Source organism: Sphingomonas sp. Leaf17 (assembly GCF_001421505.1).
Classification (GTDB): Bacteria; Pseudomonadota; Alphaproteobacteria; order Sphingomonadales; family Sphingomonadaceae; genus Sphingomonas.
The window spans coordinates 530730-554699 of sequence record NZ_LMKL01000001.1 but is presented as its reverse complement, the minus strand read 5'-3'; the positions used below and the strand labels follow the sequence as shown (position 1 = coordinate 554699).

Sequence of the window (23970 nt, the reverse complement as noted above, 5' to 3'; positions counted from 1 at the left end):
GGCAACGTCGAGTTCAGCGCGGTTTCCAGTAGCGGACGTAATCGACGGCCATCCGTTGCGGGAAGGCGGTGTCGTCGATGCCCTTCTGCCCGCCCCAGTCGCCGCCGACCGCCAGGTTCAGGATCAGCGAATAGGGGCGGGTGAACGGCCACGCCGCCTTGCCGCCCGGCGGGGTGTTCGCAACCCGCATGACCGCGCGGCCATCGACGCCGATGGTGATGCTGTCGGCGCGCCAGTCGAGCTGATAGCGGTGATAGGCGGTGCATGCGGTGGCGACCCGGGTCTGTGCACCACGCTGCGTGCCCTTTGCATGGTTGTACGCTTCGGTGTGCAGCGTGGCGTGGATGACGCCCGGATCCCAGCCCACCATTTCCATGATGTCGATCTCGCCCTCGTCCGGCCATTTGCCGTCCGGTGCCAGCAGCCAGATCGCCGGCCAGCCACCACGCCCACACGGCAGTTTTGCCCGGACTTCATAGAAACCCGGCCCTCGCGGTTCGCGCGAGACAAGCCTCGCCGAGGTGTAGGCCTGACCGCCCCAATCGGAAAATCGCGCCGTGTCCAGCGTCTCGCGCCGCGCCTCGATGACCAGCGCGCCTTTTTCGATCCGCGCGTTCTCTGGCCGGTTCGCGGCGTAATATTGCCGCTCGTTATTGGCCCACCCCTGCGCATTGCGCGAAACGTCGAACCGCCATGGGCCGGCGGCGATGGCCTTGCCGTCGAATTCGTCCGCAAAGCTGGGTTTACCCTTCGGGACGGTCATCGGTGCATCGACACCGTAATTGGTCGCGCCAAGCGTGGCGGCCTGCAACGCGAACAGCAGCACGATCATGGGATGTATCCTTCCTCTATTCGACCGCCAGGAAGGCGGTAATGGTCAGGCGACCGGCGGCCGGATCGGTCGAAAAGACGGTATCAGGCCCGATGTCGCCGCTGTGCAGCAGGTAGCTGCGATACAGCACAGCGCGGTTATAATCGCCCTGCGCCACCGCTGTTCGCTCGAACAAGGGCGTATCGCCGACGATATAACCGGTAGGCGGGGCGTCCTCCACCTCCGCCCGCAGCCGGTCGAAATACGCGGGCGCGCGCGTCTCGTCGATCGTCTCAAATCCGGTGGCGCGATGCCTGTAGAAGGCGGTTCCGTCCCGGCATCCGAGCGACAGATAATGGACCAGCGCGATCCGCTCGCGGCCATAGGCATCGACATGCGGCAGGCTTTGCCGGACATCCAGTCGACCGGGCGGCGTCGTGACCAGCGAAAACCGGGCATCGACCACATGGAGGCGACGGCACGGACCGAACACGCGCCCAAGCGCCTGGGCGATGACGGGAAGCTGATCGCGCAGATAGGTATCGGGCAGGGGAGCACGCAGCCCCGGATAATGATGATCGGCGGAGTCGAACGCCGCTTCGATCGCGGCGGCGCGCAACGCCGCGGGATCAACTGCGAATCCGTCGATCGTTATCAGCGGTTCGGCCTCGGCACCGATCCGGTGTCTGGTGGTGGTGCGATGGGTCATGGTGAGGCATGCGATCATGCCATCGTCAGGCCACCACGCAACAGGAAAGCAGGATAAACGCGACCGGGATCAGTAATGCACGCGCGGCATCTTGAAGGCGTTCAGGTTGATCGTCAGTTGCAGGCTGAGCGCATGATCCATCTGCGCGCGCGATGATCCGCGTGCGAAGCGATACTGGTTGAGATAGCCGACGTCCGCCGCCACCCGCGACCGCAGTGGCAGCGCGACCCCGACGATGTTGCGCATCCGTTCATACCCGCTGCGCTGACCCCAGCGGGTACTGTTGGGCAGCAGAAAGCTCTCATGGCTGAAGAACAGCGCGTGGCCGCGTTTTCCGATGCGGTAATTGTACCGGACCAGCGGGCGGACCCGGAACCCGACCTCGCTGCCGCGCGGATTGAACCGCTCGTCGACCCGGAACCGCGTGGTGAACGGGCCGAAGGTCGCGACGATCTGCTGACGCAGGCGATCCTCGTTCGCACCGGTGTTGCCGTTGTGCGCGCCGACCTTGCGATAGCCGAACCCCAGTTCGACCCCCTTGGCCGCCCGGTATCCCAGCAACCCGCCGAACTCGGTCTGATACACGCCATCCTGCCGGTCGCTGGTGCGCGCGATCTGCTCCAGCGTCACGCGGACATTGTCGGCCAGCGGCACGTTCGTATTGGCCTGAAACCAGAATTGCCCATCCTCTTCCTGCGCAAAAGCCGGTGAGGTGACGAGGATCAGTGAAACGGTGGCGGCTAGAAGTCGTACGACGCGGCGCGGCGCGCGCCGGCAGAACGATGCCATATCAGTCGATCGCCGCAAGCACGGCATCCAGAGAAACGGCAAAGTCCGAATCGTGGACCGGGCGCCCCTGCTGCGTCACGGGGCCATAGACGGCGCGATAGGACTGCCGGCGCGCCAGTGACAAATCCCAGTAAAAGGGTTCGATCCAACCGGCCGGAGCCAGATAGACGAGCTTGGCGGCGGCGGGGGCAAACATCGTATTCGTCATGGCCGCCCCCATCTGGCCAACAATGATCGCCGCTCCGGCGAAGCGCCGCACCTGATCCTCGAACGACAGATCGTCCGTGTGCAACGGTTCAAAACCGAGTGGAACCAGACGGTCGACAAGTTCCTTCTGATTGACCAGCGCGCGCACGGTCGACGATTTGCGGAGCACGAGCAGTTTCGATCGCGGGGTCTGGTCGATGCCCATCGCCGCCTTGGCCGCCTGCACGACATAGTCCAGCGCGAGCGGATTCTTCTCCACTGGATGCGAGCTGACCGGCGTCGCATAGAGAAGGCGTTCAAACCGGAATGTTTCGGACTGCGGCAGCAGGCGGATTTCCAGCATGGTGCCGGCAATGCGTCGGATGGCATCCGTCCGGATCCGGTCGATCGCCGGCCCATGGGAAATCATCACGATGACGATCCTGCGGCCGCCGTTGGAAGCGCGCAAAAGTTCTACGGCCTTCAGTCGCGGCAGGTCGTCGACCAGGAAGTGCCCGTAATTGAACGAACCAACGGATGCGAAGAACAGATAGTCGGCGTCGTTCAGGAAATTGAACGCGTGCGCACCGTTGACGTGTTCAGGAGCCGCCAACTGGGCCACCGCACGATCGTTCGGGCGATAGGTTTCATACAGGACCGCGCGATCGTGGCCCGGCCCTGTGTAGACGACCGGTCCATAAGTGAGCGCGTCGTCGATCGCGACGAGCAGGGCGCTGCTGGCGGTCTTGACCGCCAGATCCGTGTAAAGTGGCCAGAGGGTACCGGTCCACGGCGTGTTCTGCGGGAAAATGGCCGGATCGAACGGTGCCCCATAGGACGCGCGGGGAAACAGGTCTGCCACCACGGTGATGCCGGCACCCGTGGCATCGCCGTCCAACCAGCCGCTGTCGTTGCGCTTGCTTGGCTCGGGAAATCCGGCTCCCTCGGGATACAGGCGATCGAACGCGGCAGATACATACATTTCTGCCCAATACCGCCCGCCCCGATCGAACGCCAGTTATTATGCGAGACGACCCGGCGACGTCCCTTCCATGCGCCAGGGAACGGGCACGCGTGGTGGCCAGGCCAGGGCGAAGTCCGTACGGGCCAGGCTGTGGTTCGGAGAAATGAACGGATCATTGTCGAGCTGATGCCCCCAACGTTCCCGCATCATGGCCGCCTCGATATTCAGTCGTGCGCGGTTCTCCTCGGTCTTGTCGCTGCCGCGCGTCCGGGACTCCTTGTGGATCAGCTCGATTTCCGGGTCGCACAGCACCCGCAGATTGTCCTCGCGGAATCGCAGGCACAGATCGACGTCGTTATACGCCACGCGAAGCGACGGATCGAACCCGCCCAGTCGCTCGAAATCGGCCTTTCGGACAAACATGCAGGCTGCCGTCACCGCGCTGAATTCCTGCATCAGCCGGGCCTTGCCGAAATAGCCGAAATGGTCGCCCGGCGTGCCGCCATGCGGGGTTCCGGCAACCCGATGCCGACCGATGCCAAGTCCGATGCCGAAATGCTGAAGGTTGCCGTCGGGGAACATCAATCGCGCGCCGACGACGCCGACGTCGGGCATCGACAGCAACGTCCGTGCATGGTTCAGCCAGTCGGTCGACACGACTTCGGTATCGTCGTTCAGGAAGCAGATGATCTCCCCCTTGGCGTGACGGACCGCGAAGTTGTTGATTTCGGAGAAATTGAACGGCTGATCATAGCGCAGCACACGGATGTACGCATGATCCTTCAGGCTTTCGAGATACGCCAGCATCTGAGGATCCTGCGACCCGTTGTCGACGATCAGTATTTCGATGCTGGACGGATGGCGCGCGGCAATCGCGTCGATACAGGGACGCAGCACATCCAGTCCGTCGCGGGTCGGAATGATGATGCTGACGAACGTATCCAGTTCGAACGCCGGCTTGACCGCCGTCAGGCCGGGCGCAAGGCCGTTGACGCTGCGCAGAGGGCGATTGGTCCGTTCGAAATGGCCGTTGATCGCCATTTCCGCGGCGATGACGGCATAGCTCTTCTGATCGGCGCTGAGCGACGTCGATCCCGGAATCGTCCGCCAGTGATACAGGATATGCGGGATGTGCAGGAACCCTTCATCGCCGACGATATCATGGCATCGCAAGGCAAGGTCATAATCCTGGCTGCCCTCCAGGCCGAGGCGAAAGCCGCCAAGCTGGTCGACCAGCGATTTTTTGTAGATCCCCAGATGGCTGACCATGTTGTGGCCATATAGCAGAAACCGGCTGAAGGCCGATTTGAAATAGGGATCGAACCGACGGTCACCGTTGGCCGAAACCTTGTCCTCATCGGAAAATATGACTTGGGCTTCGGGATGCTGGTTCAGATAATATGCGACGACGAACAGGGAATAGTCGGGGATGATATCGTCATGGTCGACCAGGACGATATAGTCGCCACTTGCCAGCGCGATCGCCGAATTGCTGTTGGCTGAAATATGCCCGTTGCGCCGACGAAATGTTACCTTGATGTTGTCGTGCTTGTCCGCATAACGGCTGAGAATGGTGCGGACTTCTTCATTCGGCGAATTATCGTCAGAAATACAGATCTCAAAATTAGTATATGTCTGCTTCAGCATGGACTCGATGCACTCGACCAGCAACGCCGGGTCGGTATCATAGGTCGGCACGACGAAAGAGAACTTCGGCTTGTAGGACAGCGCGGCCGTCATTCGGGTGATGCGTCGGTAATCGTCCGGCTTGGGATCGATATACATTTCGCGCCACCAGTCATAATCGAGGCCCATGTGGAAATTGGGCTTCAGCGGCAGTTGCAGCCAGTCGGCGAGGCTTTCCGTCGGGGCATCCGCGGCAAAGGCCTGTTCCAGCGCGACGAGTGCACCGGCGATCTCGACTTCGGGCCGTTCGCTTGCGCGGAGCGATGCTGTCGCTGCAGCCAGCGACGACAGCGGGGAGAGGATGATGGACTCGACCGAGAACTGGCAGGGGCCGGTGTCGGGATCCCAGCGCATCCGCTTGATGAAACGAGGAAATACCAGCTGCAACCGGACATCGCCTACCTTTGTCGGGAAGACGATCGAGCGGGTTTCGCTATAGCCGTCCCCATAGTCGAGATAGATCTTGGTGGTCATGCCCTCTTCGGGCAGCGGACCGTCAATGGTCATCAGCAGTTCGGCCGCGCGTGTGGCCACCGGGATGCGACCGGTCGGTTCGAACTCGACCCAGGGGTCGTTGCTGGCGCTTTGCAGCGTGTCGCCCAGCACGGTCAGGTCACTGGCGAGGGTCGGGCGGACGCCGTGGCAGCGCGGCCGAAGATACGCGATCGTTTCGCTGCCCTTTTCCACCAGGACTTCCTTCACCACGCGGGTGATGGGAACCGTGACTGCCAAGCTGGCATATTCTTCCTGCGCTGCGCTGTTGCCGTCGATCGCGGCGCTGGCGGCATAGGCCTGACACGCGCGAGGCGCATCGCCCATGAGTTTGTACAGATGGCCCAGGTTCAGCAGCAGATCCGGATCGGCCGGCGTCGCCTTTCGCACCTGCTGGTACGCTTCCATGGCGCTGTCGTAATCGCCCGCCTCCTTGTGCGCGTGGCCAAGCTGGATCCAGATCGGCAGGTCGTCCGGATGATCGGCCACATGACTGGCATAGGCACTGGCGGCGGCGGCCCAGTCACGGCGATCGCGCGCCTCGTCGCCGAGTGTGCGAAACGGGCTGCTGCGACTGCCGAAGCGCGTACGCGAATTGAACTTGCCAAACCAATTCGCCATGAAGGCCTCCGAACCGAATATCGCGCCTAGATGATTGGCGGGACCGGTTCGGTCAAGCGAATGGAACGGCGTTGCAGGAAAGTTACCCATGGTTTTCGATATGACGGCATCGACCGCGTATAGCGGCGGCCGCTGACGCGATGCGGCCCTTGCGCGCATGGCTTGGTCGTCTCTGGTCGCCGGGCCGCGGGACGATCGTGCGCGATGCGCAGGCGCGGGCCGAGGCGGCGCGACAGGCCGGGGACTGGATGGCGGTCGCCGAGCATCTGTCGGCGGTGGTCGCCGCCTCTCCCGCGTCGGCGGGCCTGCGCGTCCAATATGCCCATGCGCTGAAAGAGGCCGGGCTGATCCGGCCGGCAGAACGATCCTACCGCATCGCCGCCGACCTTGCGCCGACGTCGACCGATGCGCTGGCGCACCTGGCCGACATGCTGCGTCGTGCCGATCGCCCTGCCGACGCGCGCATCGCCTATGCCGATATCCTGCGGCGTGACTCCGACCACCGCCAGGCGACCCACATGATCGCCGAAATGGGCGGCCGGACCAACCTGCCCGATTGTGCGATCACGCGCGCGCGGCAGGGCACGCTGATGGCGCGGATCGGCGATGCGGCGACCGCGACCAGCGATGCGATCGAGGCTTGGGTCGGTGGCGGCCTGTATCCGCCGGGTGCCTATGACCGGTTTCGCCATGCCTGCCCGGTCGTCCCGCCCCCGGCCACGGTGCCGCTGCCGGGTCTGGTCTGTATCCGGGTCGAGGCCGCCACCGCCTCCCCGGCGATGGTGCGGGCCACGCTGGACAGCCTGTCCGACCAGACGCATGGCGACTGGACCGCGTGCATCGCAGGCTTTGCGGACCGGAGCGGGCACGCCGTCGCCACCATCGCCGACCGCGATCCACGGCTGCGGTTCGGCGACTGGGCGGGCGAGGTGGCCGTCGATGATCCGGTTCCGGCCGGCACCCTGACGGTGATGGCCGGTGTCGTGCTGGATGCCAATGCGCTGGCCTGGTTCCTGTTCGCCGCCGCGCGCAGTGGCGGGCACTGCCTGTTCGCCGATCATGACCGGGTCGAGCGCGACTGGCGGACCGGGCCGGTCCACCGCACGCCCGCGCTGTTCGGCTATTTCGATCCGCTGGTGATCGCCGCGACCAACGATCCGCCTGTCGCGGTCTTTACCACGGTCGCGACCGAGCCGGTTGCGTCATCCGACCCCGATCCCATCCGCCGCCTGATCCTGTCGGCGGACGCGCAAGGCCGCCGCGTCGTGCACGTCCCGCGCTTGCTCGCCTCGATCCTGCAAGTGCCCGCCGTCGCGCGGGGTGCGCCGCTGGGACCGGCCGAGGCCAGGACCGGCACCGGCGAGGTCGCGTGGGGCGTGCCCACCGCCAGCGACCCGGCCCGGCCGCTGGCGAGCATCCGGCGACGCGACGGCGTTGCGGTCGCCTCGGCGCAGGCGGTCCCACCGGTCACGCCGGGGCGGATCGCGGTGCTGGTGCCGACGCGCGATTCGCCGGCAATGCTGGAGCGCTGCATCGCCGGGCTTCATGCGCGTGCGACCCATCCCGACCGGCTTGATATCGTCATTCTCGACAATCGCGGCGAAACGGACGCTGGCCGGGCGATGCTGGCGCGGATCGCGGCGGCGGGCCAGGCGCGGGTGGTTGCGCATGATGCCGCGTTCAACTGGTCGGCAATGAACAACCGGATCCTCGCGCTCAGCGATGCGGACACGCTGGTCTTTGCCAATGACGATGTCGACATGCTCACCGACGGCTGGGACGTGCAGGTCGAGGGGTTCTGCGCGCAGCCCGGTGTCGGCGCGGTCGGTGCGCGCCTGCTCTATCCCGACGGTCACTATCAGCATGCCGGCATCGCCTTTGGCCTGTCGGCGACGCAGCTTTGCGTGCACGAGGGGCTGGGCCATCACGGCGATGAGGGCGGGCCGCTCGACCGCTGGCTCCAGACCCGGCGGGTGGCGGCGGTAACGGGGGCCTTTCTGGCGACGAGCCGGACGGCGATGCAGGCGGTCGGCGGCTTCGACGAGGCGCTGGCGCTGGCCTATAACGACATCGACTATTGCTTCCGTGTCCGCGCGAGCGGGCGCGTCGTCCTCTACACGCCGGCGCTGACCCTGACCCATCACGAATCGCAGACGCGCGGCCATAACGTCACGCGGGACCAGGTCGCCTGGGACGAGGGTGAGCTACAGACGCTGGCACGACGCTGGGGCAGCGATCTGCGCTGGGATCCCGCCCATGATCCGCATTACGCGCTGCGCGGCCAGCCGTTCGACGGATATCGCGATCCGCCGCTGTCCGAAATCCTGCGGCGGATCGACCGGGGTGCCACCGCCCATCCCTGGGGCGTCGCGTCATCCACAGGGAGCGACGATCAGGACGCCAGTGCTTGCAGGCTGTAATGAACCTCGCAGGCCTCGGACACGCTGTCGAAGAAGGTGAGGGCGCCACCATACAGCACCGCGCCGCGCGAACAGTATCGTTGCAGCGTCCCCAGATCGTGCGAGATCATGACGAGCGATGCCCGTTCGCGCCGTTCGATCATCGCCGCCTCCGCCTTCTTGCGAAAGCGTTCGTCGCCCGCCGACATGACCTCGTCGATCAGATAGCAGTCGAACTCGATCGTCAGCGACAGGGCAAAGGCAAGGCGTCCCGACATGCCCGACGAATAGGTGCCGAACGGCTGATGGAGATAGGGGCCGAGCTGGGCAAAGGCCTCGACCTTTTCCAGCAGTTCGTCTTCCGGCTGGTTGTAGATACGGGCGATGAACCGGGCATTGTCGGCACCGGTCAGGCCCGACTGCAGCGCACTGCTGTACCCGATCGGCCAGGACATGCTCATGGTGCGGGTAATCGTCCCGCTCGTGGGTGGTTCGACCCCGGCCAGCAGCCGCATCAGCGTCGATTTGCCGGCACCGTTCGCCCCGACGATGCCGATGCTCTCACCGCGTTCCACCGAGAAGTTCAGGTTGTTGAACACCCGCTTGGTAAACTTCTTGCCGTGATAGACCTTCGATACGTCTTCGAACCTAATCATCGCTGTCACGGTCCCGGCTTTGGGTGCCGGCGACCGCGCCGGCTGGCGTCTCTTAGCCAATGAACGACGATTCGGCGATCCCCGCGGGGTCGCGCCTCACCCTGTGCATGGACGCACGGATGCTGGCGGAGTCCGCTGGTACCGGCGTTGCGACCTATGCGCGGGGCCTGCGTGCGGCGCAGCGCAGCCTGGGGGATGCGTGCCTGCTGACCGACGGCTTTGTCGGGCGCATGGGCGAGCGCCGGTCGCGGTCGGAAAAGCTGCGACGCTGGCTGGCCACGCGGCGTGACGTGCCCGTCGCTGCGCCGTCGGCGGCTGAAGGTCTTGTCGGCGCGGACATCTTCCGGCGCGCGCAGGTGCATTTCGATCGCCACGGCACGCTGATGCGGGTCGTGCCGCCGCCCGGGCCTGCCGGGATCATGCACTGGACCTATCCGGTGCCGATCCGCCTGTGCGGCTGGCGCAACGTCTACACCATCCATGACGCGATCCCGCTGATGGCGCCCGATCTCAGTCCGATTGATCCTGTGCGGCATCGGCGGTTGCTGACCGCCATCGCCGGGGCGGCGGACGGCATCGTGACGGTCAGCGCGGCGGCGCGCGCGGACATCGCGGCCACGCTGAACCTCGATCCGGGGCGCGTGGTCGATTGCGGTCAGGCGGTGTCGCCGGTCGTGGCGGGCCGGGCCGGGGCCGCGGGGCTTGAGCCGGGCGGATACTTCCTGTTCTGCGGGTCGATCGAGCCGCGCAAGAACCTGATCCGGCTGGCCGCGGCATGGGCAGCGTCGGGCGTGACGACGCCGCTGGTCGTGGTCGGCGGCGATGGCTGGCGGGCGGAAACCATCCTGCCCGCGCTCGACGCCGCCGGTGTGATCCGGCTGCCCTATCTGCCGACCGCGGACCTTCATGCGGTGCAGGCCGGTGCGCGCGGGGTCCTGTTCCCCACGCTGGCCGAGGGGTTCGGCCTGCCGATCATCGAGGCGATGGGGTTCGGCGTCCCGGTCCTCACGTCGCGGTACGGGGCCACGGCGGAGGTCGCGGGCGGGGCGGCGCTACTCGTCGACCCGACCGACACGGCGGCCATTGCCGATGCGATCCGGCGGCTGGACGGCGATGCCCCGTTGCGCGCCACGCTGGCGTCGGCGGGGCGGGCGCGATCGGGCGTCTATGCACCCGCCGCATTCGCCAACCGGCTGGCGGCGTTGTATGCCACGATGCTTGTCAGCGACGGACCGCACCCGTATCGCGATGTCCTCTGACGCTGGTGACGATGAGGTGAATTTTGCGGATCGGTGTCGACGGCTACAATCTCGCCATGGCGCATGGCACGGGCGTGTCGACCTACGGTATCGAACTGGTCACCGCGTTGCAGGGCATGGGCCATGCGGTCGAGGGTGTCTTCGGCCTGCCGGTGCCGACCGATCCGACCTATCGCGAAGTGCAGTTCTTCGACGCGCTGCAACGCCCGCGCGACCCGCTGAAACGCGTGCCGAAATGGGAGCGCCGGATCGAGTATCTGCGTGCGTTCGGCCCGGCCCGGGCGCTGGACATTCCGCTCACCCCCAATGTCGAGAAGTCGACCTTCGCCGACCGGATGCCCGCCTTCGCCCGCCTGTCGAGCAGCCAGAACCTGTTCGAGCGCGCGAATGTCCGCTTTGAACGGATCAGGCGGTTCACGACGCTGGAAATGGTCGACCCGCCGGACATCATGCACTGGACCTATCCGGTGCCGGTGCGGCTGAAGGGCGCGCGCAACATCTATACGCTGCACGATCTGGTGCCGCTGAAGCTGCCCTACACCACGCTCGACAACAAGGCGGTGTACCAGCGGATCGTCGCCGACTGCATCGCCACCGCCGATCACATCTGCACCGTATCGGAATCGAGCCTGAACGACATTCGCGACCGCTTCGGCATCGCGCCTGGCCGGATCACCAACACCTATCAATCGGTGTCGATGGGCGAGATCCCCAGCGGGTCGGAGGCCGATGACGCCGCCGCGATCGAGGGGATCTTCGGCCTGAAGCATCGCGGCTATTTCCTGTATTTCGGCGCGATCGAGCCGAAGAAGAATGTCGGCCGCATCATCGAGGCGTATCTGTCGCTGCGCACCGATACGCCGCTGGTGATCGTCGGCGCGCGCGCGTGGCAGAGCAGCGAGGAACTGAAGCTGATGCCCGGCGGCGGTGCCGACGCGGTGCAGGGCACGTTCACCGGCCACCGCGGGCAGACCATCGTCCGCCTGTCCTACCTGCCGCGCCGGGTGCTGAAGCAACTGGCGCGGGGCGCGCGCGCGCTGCTGTTCCCGTCGCTGTACGAGGGGTTCGGCCTGCCTGCGCTGGAATCGATGCAGCTCGGCACGCCGGTCATCACCGCGCGCACCAGCTCGCTGCCCGAAATCGTCGGTGACGCGGGCATCCAGGTGGATCCCTATGACGTTACTTCGCTGGTCGAGGCGATGCGGCGGGTCGATTCCGATCCCGCGCTGCGTGAGACGATGGCGCGAAAGGGACTGGAACAGGCACGCATGTTCTCGATGGAACGGTATCGCGAACGGCTGGCCACGCTCTATGCCCGGACGCTGGGTCAGGCTTCGGCGGCATGATCGTCGATCCGCGCAAGCTGGTCGACGAAGGCGATTCGATCGCGATCGACCCGTTCGTCTTCTGGCCGGAACGTCGCAGCCGCGTCACGCCGCTTGGTGGACCCGAACAGGGTGACGACCCCGATTATGCCTTCCATACCCTGTATGTCGGCTGCGGTACCGGCTGGATCCAGTTCGACCTGACGTTCGAGGGGCTGACCGCCGAGCGCGGCACGCTGATCCTGCGAATCCATGAACTGGCCGATGTGCTGGGCGCGGATGCACGACTGGTCACCCTGTCGCAGACGCAGTTGCTGGAGGTGATCCGCAGCGGCGGCCGCGTCACCATCGGGACCGAGGCGACGGACGGGTTCAGCTATGCCATTCTCGGCCATGTCCACGGCGATTGCGTCGCGATGGCCGACGCCCTGCGGATCGACGTCACGCGCCGCACCCCGGACGCCGACGATCCGGCAATCGCCACCCGCTACTCATCCGAACGGGTCGGTGCGGTGGGTCAGTTGATCGCGCCCGAGCCGCCGACGCTGAAGGCGCCGGTGTCGCAGGTCTGTACGCTGGCGCAGTTCAAGGAACCGGTGTTCGCCGACTGGGCGCAGCATGTCGGGGCGGGCCGCGAGACCGGGTCGATCGCGACCTGGGAGCGGGTGTTCATCGCCCGGGCGCTGGACCGGTATGACGTGGCCCGGTCGGGCGCGCGCGGACTGGGGGTCGGTGGCCTGGGCGACCCGCTGGCCGATGCGCTGGCTTCGGCGGGATGCCGTCTGGTGCTGACCTCGCCCGAGCCGCGCGATGCCCCGCTGCCGGTCGGTGCGACCGCGCGCCTTTTCGATCCCCACGCCGTGCCCGACGACATCGCCGGGTTCGACTTCTGCTATGTGACCCGCGACGGCGGACCCGATCTGGATCGCCAGGGCAGCCTGCGTTTCGTCGAGGATCTGTTGCGCGGGCTGAAGCCGGGCGGGCTGGCGGTCGTCATGCTGTCGATGGACGTGATCGAGAACGGCACGTTTGCCGGCCTGCCGAAGCGGGAGATCGACCGTCTGGCGCTCGTCCTCGTCTCGCGCGGGCACCAGGTGGCGCAGTTGCGGCATATCGGCGGCGAGGCGGTGGTCGAGGATGGCCGGTCGGCGTGCGGCCTCATCATCCGGAAAGCCGGATAGTGGCGGCCGTTTCGTCCTCTGGCGCGCTCCTGCGATCCCCCCCGTTTCCGGGCATCGACCCGGCGGTGGCCACGATCGACGGCGACGGGCAGGGGGCGGGAACGGTGTCGCGCGATCCGGGCCGTGCGCGCCGCGTCGCCGCCCTGCTGGCGACCGGCCGCGTCGGCGGCGGTTTCTGGGGCATGCAGGCGACGGGGCGGCCGAGGCTGATCGTTACCGGACCTGGCGGGACGTTGCCCGAGGGCGATCTTGCTGACAGCGTTGTCGTCGTCGACGCGTCATTGCGCTGCGACACGCACGCCGCACTGCGGGTCGGCCGCGACGTGGACCCGTGGTCGCTGATCGCGGGGGCGGCGCTGGTGATCGCCGATCCGGCCGATGAGATCGCGGTGCTGGCGGGCGCGGCCGGGTGCGTGGTCCACGACCTGTCGGGTCGGCCGGTCGTCGATCCGGATTTTCAGCGGCTTGACGATGCCCTGCTGCGCGGACGGCGCTACCGCGACCCGTTTACCGGCGATGCGATCACGGTCGAGGCGGCCATCGCGCTGCTCGCCTTCTGGCGCACGACGATCGACGCCAATCGCGGGCTTGCCGCCGCCACCGGCATGGCCCGCTGGAAACGGCGTGAGATCGCCCGCCTGCTCTGGGATGGCCGGGCGGATGACCTGCCGTTCATGCCACCGGCTGCCGCCATCGCGCTGGCCGCGGGTTCTGCGGACGCAGGGCGCGGGGCCGTCGCTGCGTGGCCGTCGCGCGTGCCGGCCGATTTCGGCGTCGAGGCTGCGGACACGGCGGTGCCGGTCCGCTGGGTCGAGGACGGGTTCCTCCGGTCCGCCGGGCTTGGCAGCGACCTCAACCCGCCGCTGTCGATCGCGGTCGACGATCTTGCGCCCTATTACGACCCGTCGCGCCCCAGCCGGATCGAGACGATCCTGGCGACCCATCCCTTCCCCGACGAGCTGGTCGCCCGCGCGGCGGCGTTGCGGACGCGCATCGTCGATGGCGGGGTCGGCAAATACGGTGTCGCCGGCCCCGCCGCCGACCTGCCCGACCTGCCCGCCGGCCGCCGGGTGGTGCTGGTCGCCGGACAGGTGGAGGATGACGAATCGGTCCTGCGCGGCGGGGGCGGCGTGACCGGGAACCTCGACCTCCTGCGCCGCGCGCGCGCCGCCGAACCCGGCGCCTGGATCCTGTACCGGCCGCACCCGGACGTGGAGGCCGGGCACCGGCGCGGCGCGGTCGCCGATGACGACGCGCGGCGTCATGCCGATGCGGTGGTGCGTGGCGGATCGCTCGCCGCGCTGATCGACCGGGCCGATGCGGTGCACGTCCTGACGTCGCTGACCGGGTTCGAGGCGCTGTTGCGTCACCGCGAGGTCGTCGTGCACGGCCAGCCCTTCTTTGCCGGCTGGGGGCTGACCCGCGATATCGGCCTGCCGCTTGGCCGGCGGATGCGCCGGTTGACGCTCGACCAGCTCGTGGCCGGTGTCCTGATCCTCTATCCGCGCTATCTGGACCCACGGCATGGTTTGCCGTGTCCGCCGGAAGTGTTTATCACCGGCATCGCCAGCACCCAGGGTCGCCCGACCTTGTTGACCCGCCTGCGCCGCACGCAGGGCCGGGTCATGCGGCTGCTGGCGGGTTAGCGGGCGGACATGATGCGGCACGATATGATCCGGCCGGAGGCAAAGGCGCTGCTTTTCCTCCAGGGGCCGCACGGACCGTTTTTCCGTCGTCTTGGCGATGCGCTGGCCGACGCCGGACACCGCGTTTATCGGATAAATCTGAACGGCGGCGACCGGCTGGACTGGGGTCCGGGCGGGGTCGACTATCGCGGCACCAGCGATGGCTGGCCGCTGTTTCTCGATGCCTTCCTGCGCGACCACGGCATCACCGACGTCATCCTGTACGGCGACTGCCGCGCGGTACACCGCGCCGCGCATGGCATCGCCAAACTGCGCGGTTGCCGGATCCACGTTTTCGAGGAAGGCTATATCCGCCCGGACTTCCTGACGCTGGAACGTGAGGGCGTGAACGGCAATTCGATGCTGCCGGACGATCCCGACTGGTATCTGGCGGAGGCCGCGCGCCTGCCGCCGGCACCGGTGTTCGACGGTGTGCCCGCCAGTTTCCAGCGTCGCGCGCGCCAGACCATCGCCTACAACCTGGCGACGGTGACGGGACGACTGCGCTTCCCCTTCTACCGCTCGCATCGCCCGTCGGGGGCCTGGTACGAGGCGATCGGCTGGATCGGTCGCCGGCTGTTCAGCAAGGGCGACCGGCGCCAGTCGGAGGAGGCCCTGCGCGCGATCGGCGACAGGCCCTATTTCTGTCTGCCGATGCAATTGTCGTCGGACCACCAGATCCGCACCCATTCGCCGTTCGAGGACATGACGGTGGCGATCGCCTTCGTCATCCGCAGCTTCGCGGCACATGCCCCCGCCGACACGCTGCTGGTGCTCAAGCGTCACCCGCTCGATGCCGACCTCGTTCCCTATGGCCGGATCGTCGCGCGCGAGGCGGAGCGAAGCGGCGTCGGCGACCGGGTGTTCTACCTGCCCGAAGGCGACGTCACGACGCTGGTCGAGCGCGCGCGCGGGGTGGTGACGGTCAACAGCACCACCGGCACCCTGGCCCTGCGCAAGGGGATCCCGACCGCGGTGCTGGGCGATGCGGTCTACCACATGCCGCGCATCACCTATCAGGGAACGCTGGATGCCTTCTGGTGTAATCCGGTCGCACCGGATATGACGGTGTACGACGCGTTCTGCCGCGTGCTGATCGACCGGTGTCTCGTTCATGGCGGATATCTGAGCGAGGAGGGGCTGGACGTACTGGTGCGTGGTGCCATGGCACGGCTGGATGGAGACATCGCGCTGCGGCATGACTTTTGCGGGACGATGATACCATCGCGATGAGGCGTGACAGGGGAGAGGGGCGGGCATCGGGCGGGACGGAAGTCGTCCTCGACCTGTCGCGACTGTTGTCGCGTGTCCTGCGGACGACGCCGACCGGGATCGACCGGGTCGAGCTTGTCTATGCGCTTGGCCTGCTGGACCGGATACCGGAACGGTTGTCGTTCGGCGCGCGCTATCCCTACGGCGTCTATGGTCGCCTTTCGCTGACGGCGGTGCGTCAGTTCCTGACGACGACGGCGGCCCTGTGGCGCAATGGCGACCGCGTCGACCGGTGGACGTTGCAGGCCAGCGCCGCCCGGCATCTGACCGCGCTGCGACCGCGCATCATCCCGCGGGCGCGTGGCCCCCGGGTCTTCCTGCAAAGCTCGCCGCATCATCTGGAGGATGGCGGCCGGATGGGCCGGATCCTGGCGCGCGAGCATGCCGCCTTCGTCTGTCTGGTGCATGACGTCATCCCCGTCACGCACCCCGAATATGCGCGCGAAAACGGTGCCGCCGTCCATCTGCGCCGGATTGATACGATCGCGCGGCACGCCAGCGGGATCATTACGAACTCTGTCGCCACCCGCGACGCGCTGGCCCCCTTTCTGGACCGGACGGATCGGCCGCGCCGCGTGGCCGTCGCGCATCTCGGCACCGAGATCGGCGAGGACCGGGCGGATGCGCCCGCGCAGCCGGGCGACCGCCCCTATTTCGTCTGCGTGGCGACGATCGAGCCGCGCAAGAACCACCTGCTGCTGCTGAACGTCTGGAAGCGTCTGGTCGAGGAAATGGGACCGGCCGCACCGAAGCTGATCCTGATCGGTCGCCGCGGCTGGGAGAACGAACAGGTCGTCGACATGCTCGAACGCTGCGTGCCGTTGCAGGGCGTGGTCGAGGAATATAGCAGCATGTCCGATCGACGGATGTTCGACGTCCTGCGCGGCGCCCGCGCGCTGCTGCTGCCGTCGTTTGCGGAAGGGTTCGGCATGCCGGTCAGCGAGGCGCTGGCGCTGGGCGTGCCGGTGATCGCGTCGGACCTGCTGCCGCTGCGCGAAGTCGGTCTCGACGTGCCCGACTATATCGACCCGCTGGACGGTATCGCGTGGATGACGGCGATCCGGGACTATGCCCGCGCCGATTCACCCGCCAGGGCGGCACAGCTGGGCCGATTGCCCGGCTGGCTTGCGCCCGGCTGGTCCGATCATCTCGACATCGTCCTGGATGTCGTAGATTCGATCTGACCTTGCGGCCCGGTCAGGACCGGTCGTTCAACCGCCGGCCTTGCGGATCACCAGCCCGAACGAGGTGCTGACATAGCGGTCGAGCGCCAGTTTCAGGTGGCTGTCGGCGGTGTAGGGCGGCGTGTCGATATGCCGGTCCTCGGGCTGCTCGCCCATGTCGAACGTGATCGGCGCGACATAATGGCCCAGCGCCCGCAGGCGACGGGCCAGGCCCTCGATATCGGGGCGGCGGAACAGCACGGTGCCGCCGCTGTCGACCGTGGTCGTGTCCGACGTCAGGTTCAGCTCGGTCGTGTGCACCGCCACGCCGCCGGGCTTCAGCGTGTCGAGCGACCGTTCGATGAAGGTGAGGCCGGCGTCGATCGAACCGAGATGCTCCAGCGCGCAGGACGACCAGCACATGTCGTAATCGCGCCGCTCCGCCGGAATTGCCGTCATGTCGATCGGCTGCAACTCGACCCGCTGGTCGAACAGGTCGTTGGGGCAGATGCCGGGATCGCGCAGATCGTCGAGGCTGACCAGCAGCTGTGCCGAATAGCGCCAGTTTTCCGCGCGCGCATCGCCGACCGGCAGGTCGCTGGCGGTGACGAAGATGTCGTAGGCGGCGATCGCGGCCGGGATCGGTTCCATCCCGCATCCGAAACCCAGCGCGCGGGCGGGCCCTTTCAAGGCGTTCATGGCCTCGAACGTGCGGCAGATGAAGACATGCTCCCACTGCTTGCGGTGGCGGTGCATCGGCCGGTTGATGCGGGTCAGCCAGCGGGCATAGTCGGGTTCGTCGAACTGGGCGGCGGTGCACATCTGCGACCGCGGCGTCGCCAGCGTGGCGGGGGTCGCCACGACCAGCGGGTCGGCATCGGTCATCGGTGATACGGCGGCAAAGATCGTCGTGCGCGCCTGCTCGACCTTGCGCTCCAGCAGGGAATCGTCCTTTTCCCGGTCGGAAAAGACGCGGATGGCCGACGCCCGCGCATCGGTCTCGTCGCGGATCCGGCCACAGACCGCATAACTGGCATCGTCGCGCGCGCGGATGGCGATCGACACGGATACGGTGCCCGTCGCGGTGGCGACCTTCGGCAGCGAAACCGACTGCCGCTTGACCACGGCAGCGCTCGACCGTCGATCCGACAATTCCAGGATCGTCAGGCTCAGCGTGCCCGATGTGGCGACAAGGGCGTCAAGCTCGATATCGAAGGTCAGCCAGCCGCTGCCGAACGACAGATAGGCCGTATGAAAAACAACGTTGTCATGCGACGATTGTGTGCCGTGGCCAAGGCCGCTGATCCGGCTTGCGTGGTTCGGCCACATCGCGAAGGGATCCAGGGGGAACCGGACGCCGGTCGATTTTCTCGAAAAGCCAAACATGGCCCGACTCCTAGCGCAGCTTCAAACAGGCGTCATCCCCTTCCATCGGCGTCCGGCAGAGGCTGGCACGACCGGTCGCATCATCCGGGCGCATCGACCCGGCCTCTTACAAAACGCGGATCGACCCCGCTCATCAACTGCGGTATGCAGCGGCCGACGAGCTTCATTGGGGATTGAGATGCGAAACCGAGTGTATGTCGGATATGACAGCCGTGAAGATATCGCGTGGCAGGTCTGCCGTCATTCGATCAATCGCCATGCATCCACCCCGATCGATATCTATCCGCTGCGCCAGACGACCGTGCGCGAACTGGGGCTGTACACGCGGCCGATGGATGCGCTGTCGTCGACCGAGTTTTCGCTGACGCGGTTCTTGGTACCATACATCGCCGCGCATGACGGCTGGACGGTGTTCATGGACTGCGACGTCCTGCTGACCACCGATCTCAACGCGATTTTCGAGGGGCTGGACGAGAGCAAGGCGCTGTACGTGGTGCAGCACGATTACGAGCCGGCCAACGCGATCAAGATGGATGGCAAGGCGCAGACGGTCTATCCGCGCAAGAACTGGTCGTCGGTGATGATCTTCAACGGTCGCAATCCGCATGTGCGCGCATTGACCCCCGAATTGGTGAACACGGCCGCGCCAAGCTATCTGCACCGCTTCGAATGGCTGCCCGACGACTCCCTCATCGGGTCGCTGGATCTGGGCTGGAACTTCCTGGAGGGCGAATATCCACTGCCGGAAAAGGCCCCGAACCTGATCCACTACACCAATGGCGGCCCATGGTTCGAACAGTGGACGAACGTGGGCTATGCCGACCTGTGGCTGGACGAGGAGGCGCGGTATCTCGCCACCCGTCCGCCGGGTGCCGCAACCTGACCATGGCCTTCACCCGGATGATATCGTCAGTGTCTGGACTTTGAGCCGATGGCGTCTTCGCTTCCCCACAGCCCCGGACGTATCGGCCGCTTCTTTGGCGCACTGTCCACGCAGAAGCGTGTCATTGGCGCGCTGTTTCTACGCGAGCTTCATTCGCGTTACGGCCGGGACAACATCGGCTATCTATGGCTGATCGCCGAGCCGATGATGCTGGCCAGCGTCATCACGCTGCTGCACGCCAATGCACCGACGCATTTCGGCAGCGACATCGGCCCGGTACCGTTCACGATCATCGGCTATACGATCTTCATCGTGTTCCGTGGCATCTTCAGCCGTGCCGATGGGGCCGTCGAATCAAACCAGATGCTTCTGCATCATCGCATGGTGACAATCACGGATATCATGCTGGCGCGCGCCATGCTTGAAATTGGCGGCTGCTTCATCACGATGTGCATTCTGATGTCGTTGGCGATTTCCTTGGGCTATGCTGATTGGCCAGAGCGTCCGCTCCATCTACTTGCCGCCTATGCTCAGATGGGGTGGTGGTCAGTTGCATTGGCTTTCATTGTTGTAGGCGTAACGTATGGCAACGAAACGCTGGCCCGCTTCACCCACCCAATTGCCTATTTTTGCGTGCCGCTGTCGGGCGCGTTTTATCAATTGGAATGGATTCCCGAGAGCTTTCGGAAGTACCTGCTGTGGTGGCCGATGGCGCTCATCTGTGAGCAGGCACGGTACGGGCAGTTCCGGTCGGCAACGTCGGAATATATGGACGTGGGCTACGTCGCAATCGTATGCACGCTGCTGACCTACTGCGGCTTGCTTTTGGTGCGCCGTCTTCGCAGGCGCGTCCATGTTCATTGATCGACGCCTGATACCTGGCCTGAGGACTTTTCTATGCACGGCGTAATTCAGCCCCTGGGGCACGATGTCGGGACACGGCGCGGGTCGCCTGCTCGCCGTACTTGGGCATGGATCGTCGCCCATCGCATGGTGTTGCTGATCGTCTTCCTGCCGACGGCGCTTGCGGCCTTCTATTACTATGCGATCGCCGCCGATCAGTATCAGTCGGAGGCGCATTACATCGTCCGCACCGCCGAAACGCAGAAGCCGAGCGGCGGCGGCGGCATCAGCCAGATCCTGGCGGCGGCCGGCGGCGAAAACTCGTCGCCCGAGGCGATGAGCGTGGCGGACTACATGACGTCGCACGACGTGGTCGATGCCCTGCGGGACCAGATCGGCCTCGTACAGATGTATCGCCGGCCCGAGGTGGATGCCATTTCGCGGCTCGGCTCGCCGAACCCGACCCCGGAAAAGCTGCTGAAATATTATCTGGCGCATACCAAGGTCGAGATCAATTCCACGACCGGCATCACGGTCGTTCAGGCGCGCGCGTTTCGACCGGCGGATGCCTATGCGATCACCACCCGCCTGCTGGCGCTGGGCGATCTGCGGATCAATTCGCTCAACAAGCGCGCCTATGACGATGCCATCGCCAGTTCCGAGCGGCAGCTGGCCGATGCGGAAAACGCGCTGGACAAGGCGCAGGTCGACATCAGCCGTTTTCGCGCGCAGCAGCGCGATATCGACCCGCAGGGCACCGGGCAGGCGCAGACGACGCTCATCAGCCAGCTGACCGCGGATCTGGTTCAGGCACAGGCACAGCTGGCCAGCATGGGGCAGGCGATCAGCCCGTCCAGCCCGCAATACGTCGCGCTGCGCGGGCGGGTCCAGGCGTTGCAGGCACAGGTTTCGGCCCAGTCCAACCGCCTCGCCGGATCGGGAACGACGATCGCCTCGCAACTGGCCTCCTACAACGAGCTGCAACTGCGGCAGGAATTCGCGTCCAAACGCTACGAAGCCGTTGCCAGCGCCCTCGATCGGGCGCGCGAGCAGGTCATGCGCAAGCAGTTGTATCTGGTCCGCGTCGTCAATCCGAACATGCCGGTGAAGTCGCAATACCCGCAGCGGTTGCGTATCGTCGGAACGATCTTCCTCGGCCTGTTCGTTGCCTATGCAATCGGCTGGCTGATCCTGGCCGGGGTGCGCGAGCACGAGGCCTGACCGGCCGGCGGTCCGCGTTTGCCGATGGCGACGCGGACCGCTTTGAGATCAACCAGACAGCGCTCGTCGACATGGGCGGAGGCGCGGCATCTGTCGATTCCACGGGCCTTCATCCGCCCCGCGTCAGATCGGCGGCCGCGCAGCCTGAAGCCTGTTTTCAGGTGATGACCCCTTGGCGCGGCAAGACGTCCACGACCGCAGAGAGCGTCGATCAGCTCTCCGCAGTCCGGTATTTTACTGCACCGTCTGCCGCAGGGTGAAAACCGGGGTGAACAGGACGTTGAAGATTTCGACCAGCTTGCGGGTCTGGTTCAGGCGCGCGTTGGCGACATAGATGACGTCCTTGTCGCGCATCGCGAACCGCTGCGCGACGAAATAGCTGGACGGTTTCATCAGGTCGAGACGGTAGACCATCGGCGCGGCCGGTCGTGCGCCCGGCGCGGCTGCAAGCCCGTTTGCCGAATCGCGGAACACGAATACCGCCGTCGGATCGGCACGGCTGTCATCGGGGCCGCCGGCCTGGGCCACGGCCTCGGCCAGCGACAGGACGTTCGCGTCGATCGGCAGCTGCATCACCTTGCCGGCCGCGCCAAACACCGAAAAGCTGCGCGGTCGCCGGATCAGGTCGATCCGGTCGCCCGGCAGCAGTGTCAGGTCCGCCGCCGATCCCGGCGCGATCGTTCCCAGATAGGCCTCGGCCGACTGGCCGTCGCGGGTAAAGCGCACGACGGTGCTTTGCGGCCCGTCGCGCTCTCCGGTCCCGCCCGCCGCGGCAATCGCGTCGAGCAGGCGTTCGCGAACCAGCGAAAGCTGCTGGCGTCCCGGGCGGGTCACCGCACCGCTCACCAATATCGTATTGGTCATGTTGCCGCTGATCGTCACCAGCGCCTGTGGCGCCTGCGACATGCCGCGCAGCTTGGCGACGATCATCGCCTCGATCTCGGCGGTCGTGCGGCCGGCGACACGCAGATTGCCGATGAACGGCAACCGGATCGTGCCGTCGTCACGGACGGTGACGCCGGCCAGGTTCTGCGCCTTGGCCGATGGGTCGTAACCGCCGCCGGCCGCGCCGCTGCCGGCCGTGCCGCCAAGCGTCGTGGTGCCCGACCCGAACAGGGTGACGCCGACCTCGTAGATGGTGATCGACAGAACGTCACCCGGTCCCACCTGATCGACGCGGCCGTTTCGCGCCAGCGCCGCGATGCCGGCGCTCGACATCGCATCGGTGGCCCCGGCCTGCGGCAGCGTCGTCGCGTCGAGATTGACGATCTGAAAGCCGATACGGGCGGCCTCGTCCTTTTCATTGGCGATGATCTGTCGTGCGGTCGGGCCGCTGGTCGGCAGCGATGAACAGCCCGACACGATGCCGGCAGCCGATACGACCAGGCAGATCGCAACGCGATTGCCGGTGGACGAGAGTAGCTTCAAGTTTCGGCCCACCTTCAGGAAAGTTTCACGGTCATGATCGTGACCCTGCGCGTAATATTCGACTTGACCGGTAATGCAACTGGAAGTCGCCCGCCGCCGCGTGCGCAGGCTATTGTCCGATTGTACAAATCCATGCGGTGAAACGATCATCTGACGCCGTCGAATGAGTCTGTCTGTACCGTGGTCATGCTGTCACAAGGCGGGTCTGGTCGGACGGGACGCTCGGCGCGACCATCGCCGGATAGGACAGACCGTGCAATTCCGTCGCCCGAAACCGGTGCCAGGCACCTTCGGGCAGGGCCAGCCGATCCGCCACGGCATACAGGACGGCCGGATTCGATGCGAGGCCAAGATGGCTTCCGCGAACCTCGATGCTTTCGCAGGCGTCACCGTCTTCGCCATGGCAGTTCTGCCACGCGACGATTCCGTCGTCGCGCGAAAAGATGGCGCTGGTCGGTACGTCGAGCGGCCCGGCCCCTTCCGCCAGCAGGGTGCGCGCGGCCGGGTCGTCGACCCGCTGGCCCGCCAGCAGTTCATAGGCGCGCCAGACATTGGTGGCGCGCGGATCGCCGGCAAACGGCGACCCGAACGTCACCACCTGACGAACGGCATCGGGGACGCGCCGGGCGATGATCCGCGCCATGATGCCGCCTAGACTCCAGCCGACCAGGCTGACCGTGCGCCCCGATGTCGCCCGCCACGCCAGGACCCGCTCGACCAGCGCCTCACCCTGCGCGCCGATGGCCTTCGGTCCCAGGTTGCGGCCAAGGTCCCAGCCACTGGCGTTGTGCCCGCGCGCGCGCAAGAAATGGCGCAGGACGCGGGTGGAGGCGTCGTCCGCGACGAAGCCCGGCAGGACCATGACCGGGTGCCCGTCGCCGCGCGGTGCGTTCGCCAGCGCCTTTGCCGCAAGGGGAAATGTCCCGAGTTCGGCAATGGCGCGCGGTACTTCGAGCAGGCCGAGCAGGGTGGAGGGGCGACGGACGATCGACATGGGGCAGGGGCGGTCGG

Annotated in this window: 19 protein-coding genes; 10 read left to right on the top strand and 9 right to left on the bottom strand. The window is 66.2% G+C overall.

The annotated features are described in order from the left end of the window. Window positions 1-13: 13 nt before the first annotated feature. From ASE75_RS02625 to ASE75_RS02605, 5 genes are all read right to left on the bottom strand, one after another. The gene (locus ASE75_RS02625; protein WP_055928292.1) at window positions 14-832 is read right to left on the bottom strand and encodes a glycoside hydrolase family 16 protein; all 819 of its coding nucleotides are present in this window, start codon (window positions 830-832) and stop codon (window positions 14-16) included. 16 nt (window positions 833-848) lie between these two features. Further along, a complete protein-coding gene (locus tag ASE75_RS02620) occupies window positions 849-1520 on the bottom strand; it encodes a DUF6445 family protein (protein ID WP_055929323.1) in 672 nt (223 codons plus the stop codon). A 69-nt stretch (window positions 1521-1589) separates the two neighbouring features. Next, a complete protein-coding gene (locus tag ASE75_RS02615) occupies window positions 1590-2309 on the bottom strand; it encodes a DUF2490 domain-containing protein (RefSeq protein WP_055928289.1) in 720 nt (239 codons plus the stop codon). A 1-nt stretch (window position 2310) separates the two neighbouring features. Continuing rightward, window positions 2311-3393, bottom strand: coding sequence for a glycosyltransferase family 61 protein (locus ASE75_RS02610; protein WP_162233698.1), 1083 nt, complete (start codon window positions 3391-3393; stop codon window positions 2311-2313). Window positions 3394-3516: 123 nt separating this feature from the next. Next, window positions 3517-6258: a glycosyltransferase gene (locus ASE75_RS02605; protein WP_055928283.1), complete on the bottom strand. Its 2742-nt coding sequence runs from the start codon at window positions 6256-6258 to the stop codon at window positions 3517-3519. A 140-nt stretch (window positions 6259-6398) separates the two neighbouring features. On the opposite strand from ASE75_RS02605, the gene ASE75_RS02600 reads away from it, so the two are divergent. Further along, entirely contained in the window at window positions 6399-8678 is a 2280-nt protein-coding gene (locus ASE75_RS02600; protein ID WP_055928280.1) for a glycosyltransferase family 2 protein, read from the top strand. Here ASE75_RS02600 and ASE75_RS02595 read toward each other — a convergent pair. Then, a complete protein-coding gene (locus ASE75_RS02595; RefSeq protein WP_055928277.1) occupies window positions 8651-9313 on the bottom strand; it encodes an ABC transporter ATP-binding protein in 663 nt (220 codons plus the stop codon). The genes ASE75_RS02600 and ASE75_RS02595 overlap by 28 nt on opposite strands. Window positions 9314-9372: 59 nt before the next feature. Between ASE75_RS02595 and ASE75_RS02590 the strand changes: the two genes are divergently transcribed. From ASE75_RS02590 to ASE75_RS02565, 6 genes are all read left to right on the top strand, one after another. Next, window positions 9373-10572, top strand: coding sequence for a glycosyltransferase family 4 protein (locus tag ASE75_RS02590; protein ID WP_235512484.1), 1200 nt, complete (start codon window positions 9373-9375; stop codon window positions 10570-10572). 56 nt (window positions 10573-10628) lie between these two features. Next, the gene (locus ASE75_RS02585; protein WP_055929318.1) at window positions 10629-11918 is read left to right on the top strand and encodes a glycosyltransferase family 4 protein; all 1290 of its coding nucleotides are present in this window, start codon (window positions 10629-10631) and stop codon (window positions 11916-11918) included. Next, a complete protein-coding gene (locus tag ASE75_RS15830) occupies window positions 11915-13078 on the top strand; it encodes a hypothetical protein (protein ID WP_055928275.1) in 1164 nt (387 codons plus the stop codon). Before ASE75_RS02585 ends, ASE75_RS15830 begins: the two co-directional genes overlap by 4 nt. A 65-nt stretch (window positions 13079-13143) precedes the next feature. Beyond that, window positions 13144-14724, top strand: coding sequence for a capsular polysaccharide export protein, LipB/KpsS family (locus tag ASE75_RS02575; protein WP_055928271.1), 1581 nt, complete (start codon window positions 13144-13146; stop codon window positions 14722-14724). 12 nt (window positions 14725-14736) lie between these two features. After that, the gene (locus tag ASE75_RS02570; protein ID WP_235512483.1) at window positions 14737-15996 is read left to right on the top strand and encodes a capsule biosynthesis protein; all 1260 of its coding nucleotides are present in this window, start codon (window positions 14737-14739) and stop codon (window positions 15994-15996) included. Beyond that, window positions 15993-17219, top strand: coding sequence for a glycosyltransferase family 4 protein (locus ASE75_RS02565; protein WP_055929315.1), 1227 nt, complete (start codon window positions 15993-15995; stop codon window positions 17217-17219). Before ASE75_RS02570 ends, ASE75_RS02565 begins: the two co-directional genes overlap by 4 nt. 27 nt (window positions 17220-17246) lie before the next feature. On the opposite strand, the gene ASE75_RS02560 is transcribed toward ASE75_RS02565, so the two are convergent. Beyond that, complete coding sequence (locus tag ASE75_RS02560) at window positions 17247-18584, bottom strand: class I SAM-dependent methyltransferase (protein ID WP_055928268.1); 1338 nt, start codon at window positions 18582-18584, stop codon at window positions 17247-17249. Between the two features lie 178 nt (window positions 18585-18762). Here ASE75_RS02560 and ASE75_RS02555 point away from each other — a divergent pair, with 178 nt between their 5' ends. The 3 genes from ASE75_RS02555 (at window position 18763) to ASE75_RS02545 (ending at window position 21531) form a co-directional block, all read left to right on the top strand. Further along, window positions 18763-19467, top strand: coding sequence for a hypothetical protein (locus ASE75_RS02555; RefSeq protein WP_055928265.1), 705 nt, complete (start codon window positions 18763-18765; stop codon window positions 19465-19467). A gap of 48 nt (window positions 19468-19515) precedes the next feature. Beyond that, the gene (locus ASE75_RS02550) at window positions 19516-20331 is read left to right on the top strand and encodes an ABC transporter permease (protein ID WP_055928262.1); all 816 of its coding nucleotides are present in this window, start codon (window positions 19516-19518) and stop codon (window positions 20329-20331) included. A gap of 126 nt (window positions 20332-20457) precedes the next feature. Beyond that, window positions 20458-21531: a hypothetical protein gene (locus ASE75_RS02545; RefSeq protein WP_082463741.1), complete on the top strand. Its 1074-nt coding sequence runs from the start codon at window positions 20458-20460 to the stop codon at window positions 21529-21531. Window positions 21532-21765: 234 nt separating this feature from the next. Here the strand turns inward: ASE75_RS02545 and ASE75_RS02540 are convergent, their stop codons facing one another. Together ASE75_RS02540 and ASE75_RS02535 are read right to left on the bottom strand one after the other, a co-directional pair. Then, window positions 21766-22959 carry a polysaccharide biosynthesis/export family protein gene (locus ASE75_RS02540; RefSeq protein ID WP_055928260.1) on the bottom strand — a complete coding sequence of 398 codons (1194 nt, stop codon included), beginning with the start codon at window positions 22957-22959 and terminating at the stop codon, window positions 21766-21768. A gap of 184 nt (window positions 22960-23143) precedes the next feature. After that, entirely contained in the window at window positions 23144-23953 is an 810-nt protein-coding gene (locus tag ASE75_RS02535; RefSeq protein ID WP_055928257.1) for an esterase/lipase family protein, read from the bottom strand. Between the last annotated feature and the right edge of the window lie 17 nt (window positions 23954-23970).

What these genes read in the sequence shown, in the direction of transcription:
- ASE75_RS02625 (WP_055928292.1), bottom strand. Translation starts at nt 832, where the DNA reads ATGATCGTGCTGCTGTTCGCGTTGCAGGCCGCCACGCTTGGCGCGACC.
- ASE75_RS02620 (WP_055929323.1), bottom strand. Translation starts at nt 1,520, where the DNA reads ATGACCCATCGCACCACCACCAGACACCGGATCGGTGCCGAGGCCGAA.
- ASE75_RS02615 (WP_055928289.1), bottom strand. Translation starts at nt 2,309, where the DNA reads ATGGCATCGTTCTGCCGGCGCGCGCCGCGCCGCGTCGTACGACTTCTA.
- ASE75_RS02605 (WP_055928283.1), bottom strand. Translation starts at nt 6,258, where the DNA reads ATGGCGAATTGGTTTGGCAAGTTCAATTCGCGTACGCGCTTCGGCAGT.
- ASE75_RS02600 (WP_055928280.1), top strand. Translation starts at nt 6,399, where the DNA reads ATGCGGCCCTTGCGCGCATGGCTTGGTCGTCTCTGGTCGCCGGGCCGC.
- ASE75_RS02595 (WP_055928277.1), bottom strand. Translation starts at nt 9,313, where the DNA reads ATGATTAGGTTCGAAGACGTATCGAAGGTCTATCACGGCAAGAAGTTT.
- ASE75_RS02590 (WP_235512484.1), top strand. Translation starts at nt 9,373, where the DNA reads ATGAACGACGATTCGGCGATCCCCGCGGGGTCGCGCCTCACCCTGTGC.
- ASE75_RS02585 (WP_055929318.1), top strand. Translation starts at nt 10,629, where the DNA reads ATGGCGCATGGCACGGGCGTGTCGACCTACGGTATCGAACTGGTCACC.
- ASE75_RS15830 (WP_055928275.1), top strand. Translation starts at nt 11,915, where the DNA reads ATGATCGTCGATCCGCGCAAGCTGGTCGACGAAGGCGATTCGATCGCG.
- ASE75_RS02570 (WP_235512483.1), top strand. Translation starts at nt 14,737, where the DNA reads ATGCGGCACGATATGATCCGGCCGGAGGCAAAGGCGCTGCTTTTCCTC.
- ASE75_RS02565 (WP_055929315.1), top strand. Translation starts at nt 15,993, where the DNA reads ATGAGGCGTGACAGGGGAGAGGGGCGGGCATCGGGCGGGACGGAAGTC.
- ASE75_RS02560 (WP_055928268.1), bottom strand. Translation starts at nt 18,584, where the DNA reads ATGTTTGGCTTTTCGAGAAAATCGACCGGCGTCCGGTTCCCCCTGGAT.
- ASE75_RS02555 (WP_055928265.1), top strand. Translation starts at nt 18,763, where the DNA reads ATGCGAAACCGAGTGTATGTCGGATATGACAGCCGTGAAGATATCGCG.
- ASE75_RS02550 (WP_055928262.1), top strand. Translation starts at nt 19,516, where the DNA reads ATGGCGTCTTCGCTTCCCCACAGCCCCGGACGTATCGGCCGCTTCTTT.
- ASE75_RS02545 (WP_082463741.1), top strand. Translation starts at nt 20,458, where the DNA reads ATGGTGTTGCTGATCGTCTTCCTGCCGACGGCGCTTGCGGCCTTCTAT.
- ASE75_RS02535 (WP_055928257.1), bottom strand. Translation starts at nt 23,953, where the DNA reads ATGTCGATCGTCCGTCGCCCCTCCACCCTGCTCGGCCTGCTCGAAGTA.